Annotated in this window: 11 protein-coding genes and 2 pseudogenes; 2 read left to right on the top strand and 11 right to left on the bottom strand. The window is 60.6% G+C overall.

Annotated elements, in window-relative coordinates; genetic code table 11:
• Positions 1-455 precede the first annotated feature (455 nt).
• The 9 genes and pseudogenes from CLV78_RS23380 to CLV78_RS23340 form a co-directional block, all read right to left on the bottom strand.
• Positions 456-892: pseudogene (locus tag CLV78_RS23380) on the bottom strand (IS3 family transposase); the annotation flags it as partial.
• Positions 893-1,082: 190 nt separating this feature from the next.
• Positions 1,083-1,829 (bottom strand): RraA family protein, encoded by a 747-nt coding sequence (locus CLV78_RS23375; protein ID WP_106208552.1) that lies wholly within the window; start codon positions 1,827-1,829, stop codon positions 1,083-1,085.
• A 61-nt stretch (positions 1,830-1,890) separates the two neighbouring features.
• A complete protein-coding gene (locus CLV78_RS23370) occupies positions 1,891-3,468 on the bottom strand; it encodes an L-lactate permease (RefSeq protein WP_106208551.1) in 1,578 nt (525 codons plus the stop codon).
• Between the two features lie 91 nt (positions 3,469-3,559).
• The gene (locus CLV78_RS23365) at positions 3,560-4,861 is read right to left on the bottom strand and encodes a TRAP transporter large permease (RefSeq protein ID WP_106208549.1); all 1,302 of its coding nucleotides are present in this window, start codon (positions 4,859-4,861) and stop codon (positions 3,560-3,562) included.
• Complete coding sequence (locus tag CLV78_RS23360) at positions 4,843-5,328, bottom strand: TRAP transporter small permease (RefSeq protein WP_106208548.1); 486 nt, start codon at positions 5,326-5,328, stop codon at positions 4,843-4,845. Before CLV78_RS23360 ends, CLV78_RS23365 begins: the two co-directional genes overlap by 19 nt.
• Positions 5,329-5,408: 80 nt before the next feature.
• Positions 5,409-6,386: a TRAP transporter substrate-binding protein gene (locus CLV78_RS23355; RefSeq protein ID WP_106208546.1), complete on the bottom strand. Its 978-nt coding sequence runs from the start codon at positions 6,384-6,386 to the stop codon at positions 5,409-5,411.
• A gap of 41 nt (positions 6,387-6,427) precedes the next feature.
• Entirely contained in the window at positions 6,428-7,276 is an 849-nt protein-coding gene (locus CLV78_RS23350) for an SDR family oxidoreductase (RefSeq protein WP_106208544.1), read from the bottom strand.
• A 13-nt stretch (positions 7,277-7,289) separates the two neighbouring features.
• Entirely contained in the window at positions 7,290-8,684 is a 1,395-nt protein-coding gene (gene uxaC / locus CLV78_RS23345) for a glucuronate isomerase (RefSeq protein WP_106208543.1), read from the bottom strand.
• Between the two features lie 15 nt (positions 8,685-8,699).
• Positions 8,700-9,386, bottom strand: a complete 687-nt coding sequence (locus CLV78_RS23340; RefSeq protein ID WP_106208541.1) for an RraA family protein — start codon at positions 9,384-9,386, stop codon at positions 8,700-8,702.
• A gap of 223 nt (positions 9,387-9,609) precedes the next feature.
• Here CLV78_RS23340 and CLV78_RS23335 point away from each other — a divergent pair, with 223 nt between their 5' ends.
• Positions 9,610-10,617: a mannonate dehydratase gene (locus CLV78_RS23335; RefSeq protein WP_106208539.1), complete on the top strand. Its 1,008-nt coding sequence runs from the start codon at positions 9,610-9,612 to the stop codon at positions 10,615-10,617.
• An 8-nt stretch (positions 10,618-10,625) separates the two neighbouring features.
• Complete coding sequence (locus CLV78_RS23330) at positions 10,626-11,369, top strand: FadR/GntR family transcriptional regulator (RefSeq protein ID WP_106208537.1); 744 nt, start codon at positions 10,626-10,628, stop codon at positions 11,367-11,369.
• A 260-nt stretch (positions 11,370-11,629) separates the two neighbouring features.
• On the opposite strand, the gene CLV78_RS23325 is transcribed toward CLV78_RS23330, so the two are convergent.
• Entirely contained in the window at positions 11,630-11,911 is a 282-nt protein-coding gene (locus CLV78_RS23325) for a tyrosine-type recombinase/integrase (RefSeq protein WP_158263655.1), read from the bottom strand.
• A 509-nt stretch (positions 11,912-12,420) separates the two neighbouring features.
• Positions 12,421-12,552, bottom strand: a pseudogene (locus tag CLV78_RS23315) (IS5/IS1182 family transposase); the annotation flags it as partial.

Genomic DNA, 12,552 nt, shown 5'->3' with positions numbered 1-12,552 from the left:
AACCAGTGGTAGTCGCTCATGCTGCCCCCATTGTTTGGCAGCGTGAAGCACGATCGTCCAACGGGCTCAAGAAGGTTTATGGGTCCTGACCCTAGGTCCGGCCATTAATTTGGTCTCGGATTTGCGTCCGTCCAGCACCAGAACGCTCATTGACAACTATTAGGGCAGCATTTCGAAAGCAGAGGCTTGCAGATATGTAAACTGGCCTACGGTGTCGCATTGCCGGTCCGCCAGCAGCGCGGCGGCAAGCTTCGCCATGGTACGGGGCAGAAACGATTGTGGCGGCGAGAATGGCTGAAGGTGCCGCCAAAACAACCAAATCGAGGGAGGCGTTCGGAAAGCCTCACCTAAACGAGGGGTCGTGCATTCGGCTGCGAGCTGAGTATCGAAACCGATGAACCAGATCCTCCAAACCAAGATCAGCTCAGTTGGCACACTTCATTTGATGACGGACACTTCGGCGTCTTCATTCTGAGCTGCATGTCCAACTCCTTGTAGATGCGATAGGTCTTCTTGGCGTTGACCTCCCAGCCCTCTCGACGCAGCAGCACATACACGCGCCGGCATCCAAACCGAATGCGTGTCTGGCAAATCTCCCTGATACGCTGTTCCAACGCGGCCTGGCCGGATCGAGCGCATTTGTCGCGGTAGGTCCTGGGATCGTACCGGAGCACCGCACAGGCTCGGCGGATCGACACCTTCCAATCTGCCCGCATCTCGTCGATCAGCGTCCTCTTCCGGGCAGGCCCAAAAGCTTTCGCTTTATGACGTCCTGAAGCATCTCCTTGTCCAGAGGCAGATCCGCCACGATCTTCTTCAGTCGCACGTTCTCCTGTTCGATCTCCCGCAGGCGTCTCATCCCCGACGGCATCAGCCCAGAGTATTTCTTCTTGTCGGAGACGATTTGGGGGACCACATCATTTGGTATTGATCGGTTTCGGAATGGTCAAGCGCGCCCGCCGCGGAGCCCTCAACTCGCTCAAGCGTTCAAGTTTTCTGTCGGTAAAACGTAGAGGCCTAACGTTGTCGGAAATGAAGCGCCGTTGGTACGGCGCTTCTACATTGATCCGATCACGGTTGTTTCAGAAATACCCGCCCTTGGCGGTGATCTCCTGAACCGTTTGCCCCTCTTCGACCCACTCGAAGATCTGTTTTTCGTTTTCGAGGATCTGTTCGGCGCGTTCCAGAACGGAAATCGCAATCTTGCGCGGTACAACGATGACACCGTCGGCGTCGCCAACGATAATGTCGCCCGGGCGGATCTCGGTACGACCGATCCGTATCATCGTCTGGAAATGCGAGATCAGGCAACGACCGAGGCTGCCATTGGGGCTGCGGTAACGGTAGAAGATCGGGAAGGCCTTCTCGCGGATCTGGTCGATGTCGCGGATGCCTCCGTCAATGACCGCGCCGACCACGCCGCGACCGACGGCATTTGCCGTCATGACGCCGCCCCAGGCGGTCGAATCCATATCGCCCGTCGTATCCCACATCACGATCGAGTTCGGGGTCATCTCGTCCAACATCTCGGTGCGATAGGTCAGCTCACCTGTCACCCGTGTGTTCGAGGCGCTTTTGACCGTGAAGGCGAAACCGACCATCTTCTGCCCATCGCGCAGCGGCATCAGTTCGGGCGGGAGGGCCTGGTCGAGCAGAACGTGCTCGCGCAACACGTCGCTGATTGCGCCAGTATAGATCTTGCCGAAGCGTTCCAGTACTTCCTCGTCGGGAATGCCCAAATCGACCTGTTCGAGTTCTTCATGCGCCCGGATGAGCTTTTCGAGCTCCATCATCTCGGCTTCTTTTTGAAGGCTTGTATTCGAAGTCATGGCTTGTCTCCTTGTTTGTTGCTGTCGCCGACAGCGTGTTCGGGTTGTTCGTGTCGTCCCCTCACAGCATGGCGCCCGCCGCGGCGGCGATGGCGGCATAGGCACCCATGGGGACGATGGTTCGTTTGAGGATGTCGCCTTCCTGGTTGCTGATCCCGAGGATGGTGCAGACGGCGACGATGTTGTTGATGCAGACCATGTTGCCCATGGCCCCGCCCACCGATTGCAGGCTGAGTATCAGCGTGCGGTCGAGGTCGAGGGATGCCGCAATGGAGTCCTGCACTCCGCCGAAGGTCAGGCTCGAGATGGTTGCCGAGCCAGAGAAGAAGGAACCGAGTGCGCCGAGCAGCGCTGCGCAATAGATCCACTGCGCTCCGATCACCTCGGAAAAGGAGGTTCCGATCAGCACGACGAGCGACGTGTCACCGCCGGCCAGCAGCAGCTGCACCATGACCAATGCGGCAGACAGTGCGATGATTGGGTTCTTCATTCGGGCATGTGAGTCCGCTGCTATCTCGCGGATCTGGCCTGCTGGCGTCCGGTACAAGAGAAATGCGAGGCAGGAGACGGCGAAGAAGGGCAGGAAGGCGGGGATGTAGAGCAGTTGGACCGCCCAGTTGATGTTCGCCGCGAAGATGTGGTTGAGCGACAGAACAAGCGACGCGCTGGTGGCAACATGGCCAACGGAGCCGAGATCGGCTTCCAGAACCGGCGTCGCATCCGTCAGGAAGCCCTTCAGCCCCAACGGCTCGATGCGGGTGACAATCAGGATCGCCACCGCGCCCCAGAGCGGGAACGTGGCCTTGAGCAGGTCTGGCATGGGCAGCCGCGCGCGCTCGGAGGGCGGATTGCCCTCCCGCGAAAGCCCGATCCCGCGGCCCGCGAGCCAGACCGAAGCGACTGTGCCAAATGCCCCGCCGATCAGCGCCGGGAATTCGTAGGAGACCTGCGCGATGAGCAGGTATGGGACAACACAGGCGATGATCGAGAGATAGACATACCCCAGGTTGGCCCGCACCTCCCGCCAGCCAACCACGAAGAGCAGCGCGATCACCGGGACGATAAGCGCAGCGGCCATATGGATCAGGGCCGTCTGGGCGCCGATCTCAAGTAGATCTGACTCCGAAAGCCCGAGCCCGCCGAGACCGAACCAGATCGGTGTTCCGACAGCGCCGAAAGATACTGGCACCGAGTTCATCACGAGGCAGAACAGGGCGACCTTGAGCGCCGGGAAGCCGAGGCCCACGAGGATCGGTGCTGCCAGCGCCGCCGGGGTTCCGAAGCCGCTCGCCCCTTCGATCAGGAAGGAAAACGCCCAGCCGATGATCATCAGCTGTGCCACGCAGTTTGTGCTGACCCCGTTGAGCCAGTTCCGTACCACGTCCATCGCACCCGTGACCTCCATCGTGCGGAACATGAAGATCGCACCCCAGACGATCAGGATTGGCGTCCAGGCTGTCAGCAGGCCCTTGACGACCGTCGCATTGACAAGGTTCGGATCGGCCTCGAACCAGACCAGCTGCACCGCGTAGACCAGCAGCGCAGCAATCGGCAGCGCGACGTGCGACGGCGTGCTGTTGCGCTTCGTCATCAGGAAGATGAGGAGCGCGATTGGCGCTATGGCGACGAGGAAACTCATCGGTTGAATTCTCGCTTGAGACCGGAAACATGGGTGGGAGGAGCCACGATGCTCTTGCAGAGCTAACGTGGCTCCCCCCCGGGAGGTGGCCTTATGGCTCAAGCCCCATCAGACGCGGCAGGAACAGCGTCAGGTCAGGGACATAGGTGATGACCAACAGGGCCAAGACCATGACGCCGTAGAAGGGCAACATGCTCTTGGACAGCTTCTCGATGGGCAGTTTGGAAACCGCGCTGCCGACGAACAGGACCCCACCCACAGGTGGCGTGATGAGGCCGATCCCGAGGTTGAAGATCATGATCACACCGAAGTGGATGTAGCTGATGTCGAACTTGTCAAGGAACGGCAGCATGATCGGCGTCAGGATCAGGATCTGTGCGGACATCCCCACGAGCGTACCGAGGAACAGCATCAAAAGGTTCGCCATGATCAGGAACGCGATCTTGGAGTCCACGAACGCGAAGAGGTTGTTGACTAGGTATTCGGGGATCTTCAACCATGTCACGACCCAGCCGAACGCGCCGGCGCAGCCGATGATGATCATGATCTGGGAGAGCGGCTGGAGCGTGCGCCCCAAGACGTTCCAGAATTCCTTGATCGTCATCTGCCGGTAGATGAAGAAGGTCACGATCGCGGCCCAGAGAACCGCCATGGAGGAAGATTCCGTCGCCGTGAACACGCCGGTCAGCACGCCGAAGACGATTATGAAGACGGTGAGCAGGCCCCAGAAGGCCGAGAAGAACGAGTCGAACAACTCACCGACGCTGAAGGTGTTGCTGACCGGGTAGTTCCGCTTCAACGACACCATGTAGCAATAGATCATCAGCGCCAGGCCGAGGAACACGCCCGGGATCAGCCCGCCCATGAACAGCCCGCTGATGGAGACGCTGCCGGCCGCCATCGCGAAGATGATCATGTTGTGGCTGGGCGGGACGAGCAGGCCCTGCACGGCGCTGGACATGGTGACCGTGGTGGAGAAGTCCCGGTCGTACCCTTCCTTGTCCATCATCGGGATGAGCACCGCGCCGAGCGAAGAGACGTCTGCCACCGGCGAGCCGGAGATGCCGCCGAAGAACATACTGGCCATGATGTTGACCATCGCAAGCCCGCCGCGGATCCAGCCGATCAGCGCCTTCGACAGGCGGATGATCCTGTCGGAGATGCCCCCGGCGGTCATGATGTCGCCGGCCATGATGAAGAAGGGAATGGCCAAGAAGGAGAAGGAGGAGACGCCGTTCACGATCTTCTGGAAGACGACCATGAGCGGGACGCCCATGTACCACAGCGTCACCACTGCAGAGATTCCCATGGCGAGGAAGATTCGGGTGCCGAGAAGCAGCATCCCGACGAAGGATCCGATCAGGATCGCAGAGGCTACTGGGTCGGTGACCATAGTTGTTCTTTCGTGATTTCAAGCAGCGCAACGAGGCAGAGCGCGCCGGAGAGGGGCATTGCGAGGAACAGCCAGAAGGTTGAAATCCCGAGCCCGGACATGGTGTTGTTGAGGTTCAACAGGCACAGGTCGATGCCCTTGACGACCATCAGGATCGAGAAGCCGATCGCGAGGACGTGGTTGATGATCTCCGTGCTATGCCGGAGCTTTGCGGGGAAGGCGTTGATAAGCAGCACGACCCGCATATGTTGCCCGTCCCTGATTGCAAGCGCGACGCTCAGCAATGAGAACCAGACGAGGCACAGGATGGCCAGGTCTTCGCCCCACATGGGAGACTTGCTCAGCACATAGCGCCCGAAGACGAGGTTAAGAATGTCGATCGCCATCACCAGCAACAAGATGCGGCAGAGCGCGCTCGTTGCGGTGAACAGGATATCGCAGAAGCGTTGGAAGAACGCGGTCAGCACGGTGATCCCTCCGTAATGCGGTGCCCGACCCGCGTGGACCGGGCACCAGAACCGTTCCGCCGGAATGGCGGAGCCGGGGATTACTCGACGGCGCGGATGCGCTCGACAAGGTCACCGAAGAGATCGGCGTACTCGTCGTACATCGGCTGCACGGCCGCGATCCACGGGGTCTTGTCCTCGACCGGCACGACGGTGATGCCTTTCTCGGTCAGCGTGTCGATGATCTCGGCGTTCATCTTCGTCTCGTTCTCGAGGAAGAAGTCGGCGGCGATCTTGTGGGCTTCGCGGACGGCCTGTTTCTGGCTGTCGGTCAGCTTGTCCCAGGACATCTTCGACATCAGGATCATGGTCGGCGACGCATCGTGGCCGTCCAGGATCACGTGCTTGGACACTTCATGGAACTTGTTGGCATAGTAGCCGGTCAGCGGCTGGTCGGCGCCATCGACAACACCCGATTGCAGGGCGAGGTAGAGCTCACCAAACGGCATCGGCGTGGGCGAGGTGTCGAAAGACTTCATCATGTCGACGAAGATCTTGCCGGTCATGGAGCGCATCTTCAGACCGGCCATGTCCGGAACTTCCTCGACAGGCTTGTCGCGGAAGAAGAAGTGGCGCGGGCTGTCAACAAAGAAGCCGACACCGGCGAGGTTGATCTGGTCCAGCTCACCGAGCAGTTCCTCGCCGATCGGGCCAAACAGGACTTTGCCCTGATGCTCGGAGTCGGTGAAGATGTAGGGCATGCTCAGGATGTTGAGCTTGGGTGCGCCCATGTCGCCAAGCACACCGGGCTTGGCCATCGTCATGTCCAGAACGCCCATCTGCAGGTTCTGCAGCAGGTCCTTCGGGCCACCCAGCTGGCCGCCGGGGAACAGCGCAACTTCGATCTCGCCGTTGCTCTTTTCTTTCACGGCTTCGGCGAATTTCTCGGCGGCCTGACCCAGCGGGTGGCTCGGCGGGTTCTGGTAGCTGTAGCGCAGGGTCACATCTGCTGCAGTGGCCGCTGTGGCCACGGAGCCGACAAGCGCGATCGCGCCAAGGATTGAGGTAAGCTTCGTCATGTTGTCCTCCCAACAAGTGCTAAGGTTTGAAGCATGGGTCGTCAGAGACCGGAACTGGACAGGAACCCGCCGTCCACCGGGACGGTGATACCGGTCACAAATCCGGATTGGGTATCGTCGATCAGCCAGTTCATGCAGCCGACGAGTTCTTCTGCCTCGCCGAAGCGAGCCATGGGTGTGTGGTTGATGATGTTCTGCCCGCGTTCCTGAAGCGTCCCGTCCGGGTTGGTCAGCCGCTGGCGGCTGCGGTCATTCAGGAAGAACCCCGGCGCGATGGCATTCACGCGGATATTGGCCGGGGCGAGATAGGCCGCGAGCCACTGCGTGAAGCTGGAGACACCGGCCTTGGCCGAAGCATAGGCCGCAACGCGCGACAGCGGACGGTAGGTGTTCATCGAGGCGATATTGACGATCGCGCCGCCGCCGGCCTTCGCCATGTCCCGGCCAAAGGCATGGCTCGGGATGACGGTGCCCATCAGGTTGATGTCGGCCACGCTGCGGAAGGCGGTCATGTCGAGATTGAAAAAACCGCGCAGGTCCGGGTTCTCGCCGGTGAGTTCTTCGGGCTGGTATTCGTTGACCGTGGTGATGGCGTCCATCTGGTTGCCACCCGCGCCGTTGATCAGGATATCGCAGGAACCCAACTCTTCGCGCACCTGCGCGGCGGCTGCGGACACGGCGTCGATATCTGTCACATCCATCGCCAGCGGGATGGCCTTTGCGCCACCCTCGGTCAGTTCCTTCGCCAGTGCCGCAGCCGTGGCTTCGGTCCGGTTGGCCAGCGCGACGGCGCAGCCTTGTGCGGCCAGATCACGGGCCATGGCCGAGCACAGCGTGCCAGCGGCTCCGGTAACGACGGCGACCTTACCTTTGAGTTTGTCCGATCTCATGGATCGCTCCTCCTTATCCGTTCAACCAGGAACGGGCATTGTTGACGCAGATATCTTCGATGAGTTGGCCCGCATGGCGGGCATCGCCGGGCAGCTTGCCCGCCTCGACCCAGGTGCCGACCGTGTCGCACAGGATCCGGCGGAAATACTCGTGGCGGACATAGGACAGGACCGAACGCGAATCCGTTGTCATGCCGATGAACCGCCCCAGAACGCCGGTCGATGCCAGCACTTCCAGATGGTTGCGCATGCCGGGTTCGTGGTCGTTGTACCACCAGGCCGGCCCGTACTGGACCTTGCCCGGCACACCATCCTCCACGAAAGAGCCGGTGACAGAGGCGAACATCGCCGTGTCGGTCGGGTTCAGGTTGAAAAGGATCGTCCGTGGCAGGCTCCCCTGCGATTCCAGATGATCGAGCAGACTGCAAATGGCGATGATGTCCACCGAAGGCCCCATGCAGGCAAACCCGCCCGCAGCCCCGACAAGCTCCCGCAGTCGGCTGCTGGTGTAGCGATGCGCGCCGACATGCAGCTGCATCACCCAGTTCCGGCGAGCGTATTCCGTCCCGAGGAAGGCAATCAGCCAGCTTTTCAGCGCAAGGGCTCCGGCCGCGTCGAGGTTTTCGCCCGACAGTAGCCGGTCCAGCAGGCCGGAGGCCTCCGCGCGCGGCGTTTCGACAAAAGCCGCCCGGTCAAGCCCCAGATCGGCCACGCAACAGCCAAGCGCGTCGAACACGTCGAGCCGAGCAGAAACCGCTCGCTCCAGATCATCAAGGCTCTCGACGGCAAAGCCCACAGACTTGCCCAGTTTTTTAAGCCACTCGGCATAGGTCCCGCTGTCAATGGCAACCACCGAGTCGGCGCGCAGAGATGGAAGAACACCCGGCGCAGTCTGACCGACGGCCCTGCGGTGCGCATCAAGGCTGTCCAGCAGGTCGTCAGAGGTACAGACCATCTCGACGTTCAACTGGCTCAGGATTCCGCGAGCACTCATGCCCGGCTGGGACAGGCGCTCATTGCACTTTGCGTGGATGGCGTCGGCCGTTTCCGGTGTCAGCAGCGCCTCGACACCAAAGAACTGCTTCAGCTCCATGTAGGACCAGTGGAACAGCGGGTTGCCCGCAAGCCTCGGCAAGGTCTCGGCCCAGGCGGCAAACTTGTCCGCCTTGGAGGCGTTCCCGGTGATCCGCTCTTCGGCGATGCCATTGATCCGCATCGCGCGCCACTTGTACGGGTCATAGGTCAGCCACGCATCGACCACATCGTCGAACTGCGTGTCATCCGCGATCCAGACCGGGTCGAGGTGGCAGTGAAAGTCCAGAACCGGACATGCCTTGGCGTGATCTTCGAACAGCCGAACCGCGGTCTTGCTGTTGAGAAGCAGTGTGTCATCCATAAAATTCGCCATGATGATCCCTCCGGCTCAGAGCCGGCCGTACTTGTTGTAGACTTCTTCCGGGTCACCGACCTTGAACTCGTCACGGGCGCAGTTCTCGGTGTTGACCATCTTCTGGCACTTCTCGATGACCTTCCCGAGGATGTCTTTCGGGATGGAGATCACGCCATCCACGTCGCCGAAGATGAAGTCGCCGGGGTTGACCGTCACGGTCGAGGTGATCGCCCCGCGCACGGCGATTGGTGTCTGCCAGGCCTTGTAGCTGATGCGTCCGAGCGCCTCGACGGGCGTCTTGAACCGCGCAAAAACCGGGAAGCCACGGTCGATCAGGTGCTGCGAGTCGCGCGTGCCGCCATCAACAACCGCGCCGACGCAGCCGTATTTCGCGGCCAGCGTCGCATTCATCTCGCCATAGGCCGCCACGCGCTCGTCGAAGGAGGTGTCGCGGATATCGACGCAGGGGTAGGTCATCTCCTTGAACATGTTGATGCGCTTCTGGCGCAGGTCCGGATCGGAGGTCGGATCGTTGACCATCTGCACCGTGAAGGCCGGTCCGGCGACCGTCATCCCCGGCGCAATCGCGGCGATCTCGGGCGAAAGCGCCTGGTGCGGATACCCCATCTCCTCCAGAACGTCATAGACCAGCCCGGTGTAGAACTGATCGAACTCCTTGACGATCTCTTCCATCGGCTTGCGTGTGATTACTGCGACCATCGCCGGATTCCTCTTTGCTTGCCCTGGCGCTCCAGTGGAAAGGCTACCGATTTCCCAGACGAAACCGCTCCCCGCGCCTACCACTTACCATGTAAGTTGAATCCGACCTACAACTTACCATATAAGTTGTCAATTCCAACGTCTGCTGATAGGGTGCGGCCAATCGGATGAGACCGACCAGTGCAGTCTCTATCCGACCATGAAACGACACAGGTCTCGTCACATGAAACTCGGATTGCTCCTTCCGCCGGCCCCGAAGCCCGGGGACCACAAGTGGAAACTGTCGCGCCAGATCGGAATCAACCATGCGGTTGCAAAACTCGCCCCGGAACTGACCGGCGACGATCCGATCTGGAACATGGACTCACTGCTGCGATCCAAGGCGCGATTCGAGGCCGCCGGGTTCACGATTTCCGCGCTCGAAGGCGACCAGATGGACATGAACCGCATCAAGCTCGGCCTCCCCGGGCGGGATGAGGATATCGCCCGCTACTGCCAGATGCTGGAAAACATGGGCAAGGCGGGCATTCACCTGCTCTGCTACAACTTCATGGGCGCCGTCGGCTGGTTCCGGACCGCCGTCGCGGTGCCCGTCCGTGGCGGCGCGATGGCCAGCGCCTTCCGGCTCGCCGATGCAGAGACAGGGCCCCTGCCTGAGTTCGGCGAGGTCTCGGCGGAGAAGGTCTGGGAGAACTGGACCTACTTCATGGACCGTGTCCTCCCGGTGGCGGAGAAAGCCGGCGTGGTGATGGCCGCGCATCCGGACGATCCGCCGATCCCGGCCGTTCGTGGCATCGGGCGGATATTCAACAGTCCCGACGGGTTCCGCCGCGCACGGGACTACGCCCGGTCCCCAAGCAACAAGATCACCTTCTGCCAGTCCAACTTCATGCTCATGGGCGAGCCGATCGAGCCGCTCATCCGTGAGTTTGCGCCGAATATCGCCTTCGTCCACTTCCGGGACATCAAGGGCACGGCAGAAGATTTCATCGAGACCTTCCACGACGACGGCCCGCATGACATGGTCGAACTACTTAGACTGTACCATGAGGTAGGCTTCGACGGGTTGATACGACCGGACCACGTGCCAAACATGGAAGGCGAATACGCAGGCTCCGAGGGCGGCGCGCTCAATCTCAGCACGACTGTGGGCTACGAAATCCAGGGGCGTCTGTTCGCGGTTGGATACATCAAAGGGATGGCCGAGGCGCTCGGCATCAGGATGGAGTAGCTCAGGCCATGGCATTCAAGGTCGCAACACCAATCAAGGCAGCCCGGCAAAAGCTCTATGAGGTCGTTCTGGAGAACCTGACCGAACAGATTATCTCGCAAGAGCTTTCGCCGGGGGACGTGCTTCCCTCGGAGGCGGAACTGGCCGAGGCCTACGGGGTTTCAAAGACAACCGTGCATGACGCGCTGCGCCACCTCTCTGTCTTTGGCGTGGTCAATATGCGCCAGGGGCGCCAGACGACCGTCGGCACGCCGCGCGCCGAGGTGCTCTCGCAATTCTTCCGCTTCGTCTCCGGCAACGTGAAGCGCAACGTCATCGACATCGTCGATATCCGCCGGATTCTGGAATCCGGCTGCGCCGGCCTGGCGGCCCAGAACATTTCGGACGAACAATGCGAGGAGTTGTCCGAAATCATCGATACTCTCTTCGAGTCGCGATATGACAAGGAGGCGTGGATCAAGCAGGACGCCGCTTTTCACCATCTGATCGCGAAGGCATCCGGAAACCAGATGATGCCATACCTCATGACGTCGCTTCAGGGTGTGATCGAGGATACGATCCGCGTCTTGCACGATCAGCGCAACGTGCGCGACCCGGACCAGACCTTCAAGCGCCACAAGATGGTCGCGGATGCGATCATCTCACGCGACAGCGAGGCCGCAATCGCAGCGATGGAGGTGCACTTCCGTGCAACTGCCGCCACGATAGAAAGAATCCAATCGGACTTAGATGACACACCTACCAAGGCCTGACCGTCGAGAGAAATGACTTGCCGAAGTCCGTCAGAGCGCTTTTGACACCATACGGTGATGGGGATCCGGAATTTTTTTTCCGACACCGCTCGTCGAGGCGGTGTCCATTCGCATGTCGCCAATAGACCCCTACGGAGCGTGTTGAGCCGTGACTTGAGAACACGACCCATATCCCCAAGCCCAAAGCGCACGAGTGCAGGAATACTTACTCGAGACCCAAGGATAGTGGTGTTTTGGGCCGAATGATCGGGTCGGCCTGTTCAGTCCTGAATCGACACGAGTTCCCCAACCCGAACCGGAGGACCCGCGGATCGCCGATAATCCCAACCATGGGCGAGCAGACGATTTCCAAGATCTGCGGGCGCAATCTTCCGGTATCTATTGGCGGTGTCGGAGCGGTTCCAGCCTCCTTGGTCGAGGAGGTCGCCCCAGTCTTTGGTCTGCGCGTAAAACCAGGTCGCCCAGGTGTGCCGCAACGTGTAGGGAACGACATCATTCACCAGACCAGCGGCTCTCCGGATCTTGTTGAACGCCTCAGCCATCTGCTCCCCCATTTTGCCTCATTGCGTAAGGCTGGCCGTTCGGGGCGAGAAACGCCCGATCAGTTTGGGGAAGCTCGCCTATCAACCTGGCCGACCTTACTGGCAGAAGCACGAGCCGCGCTCTAAAAACGGACTTTGTGCCGGGTAGCCACCATTCTCGCGTATCCGGGTGCCGGCCTTTGACCTCGAGCGACATCGTCTCGGCCGGGCCAGCACCGGTTCTCAGCTTGAAGGCGATCTTCCGGAGAGTATGTCGGATTGGGTCGCGCAGTCCGGAAGTCACGGGGCGAGAAGCCGCGGACAATAACCGCTCTGCCTCCTCCGGGGAGAGCCAACGGACCCGCCGAGTGTCGACAGTCTTCTCCTTTCGCCACCCAGCCGCGAAATCCTGAACAGCCCGGATCGGCACCCGGAACTGTCTGCGAATGGTTTCCGGCTTTGCTGTCGGATAGAGTGGCTTTGTTGCCCAAATCGGGTGAAGAGCGTTCTTCCCCTTAGCCCGGATGGACTTATCCTGCGGGCGCTGTGACGGGTATACCAAGAAGTGTGTAGCGGTTTAGCACGGCGATGCGGATTTGGATCTCCGCGACCTTCCGGTCGAAGTCCCGCGCCATGCCCCGCCCGGCAACACATTCGCAGAA

This window comes from Aliiruegeria haliotis (genome assembly GCF_003003255.1).
In the GTDB taxonomy this organism is placed as follows: Bacteria; Pseudomonadota; Alphaproteobacteria; order Rhodobacterales; family Rhodobacteraceae; genus Tropicimonas; species Tropicimonas haliotis.
This window is presented reverse-complemented; position numbering and strand designations above follow the sequence as displayed.

Excerpts from the sequence above, each read along its gene's own strand:
- CLV78_RS23375 (WP_106208552.1), bottom strand. The coding sequence starts at position 1,829 with ATGACTTCGAATACAAGCCTTCAAAAAGAAGCCGAGATGATGGAGCTC.
- CLV78_RS23370 (WP_106208551.1), bottom strand. The coding sequence starts at position 3,468 with ATGAGTTTCCTCGTCGCCATAGCGCCAATCGCGCTCCTCATCTTCCTG.
- CLV78_RS23365 (WP_106208549.1), bottom strand. The coding sequence starts at position 4,861 with ATGGTCACCGACCCAGTAGCCTCTGCGATCCTGATCGGATCCTTCGTC.
- CLV78_RS23355 (WP_106208546.1), bottom strand. The coding sequence starts at position 6,386 with ATGACGAAGCTTACCTCAATCCTTGGCGCGATCGCGCTTGTCGGCTCC.
- CLV78_RS23350 (WP_106208544.1), bottom strand. The coding sequence starts at position 7,276 with ATGAGATCGGACAAACTCAAAGGTAAGGTCGCCGTCGTTACCGGAGCC.
- uxaC (WP_106208543.1), bottom strand. The coding sequence starts at position 8,684 with ATGGCGAATTTTATGGATGACACACTGCTTCTCAACAGCAAGACCGCG.
- CLV78_RS23340 (WP_106208541.1), bottom strand. The coding sequence starts at position 9,386 with ATGGTCGCAGTAATCACACGCAAGCCGATGGAAGAGATCGTCAAGGAG.
- CLV78_RS23335 (WP_106208539.1), top strand. The coding sequence starts at position 9,610 with ATGAAACTCGGATTGCTCCTTCCGCCGGCCCCGAAGCCCGGGGACCAC.
- CLV78_RS23330 (WP_106208537.1), top strand. The coding sequence starts at position 10,626 with ATGGCATTCAAGGTCGCAACACCAATCAAGGCAGCCCGGCAAAAGCTC.
- CLV78_RS23325 (WP_158263655.1), bottom strand. The coding sequence starts at position 11,911 with ATGGCTGAGGCGTTCAACAAGATCCGGAGAGCCGCTGGTCTGGTGAAT.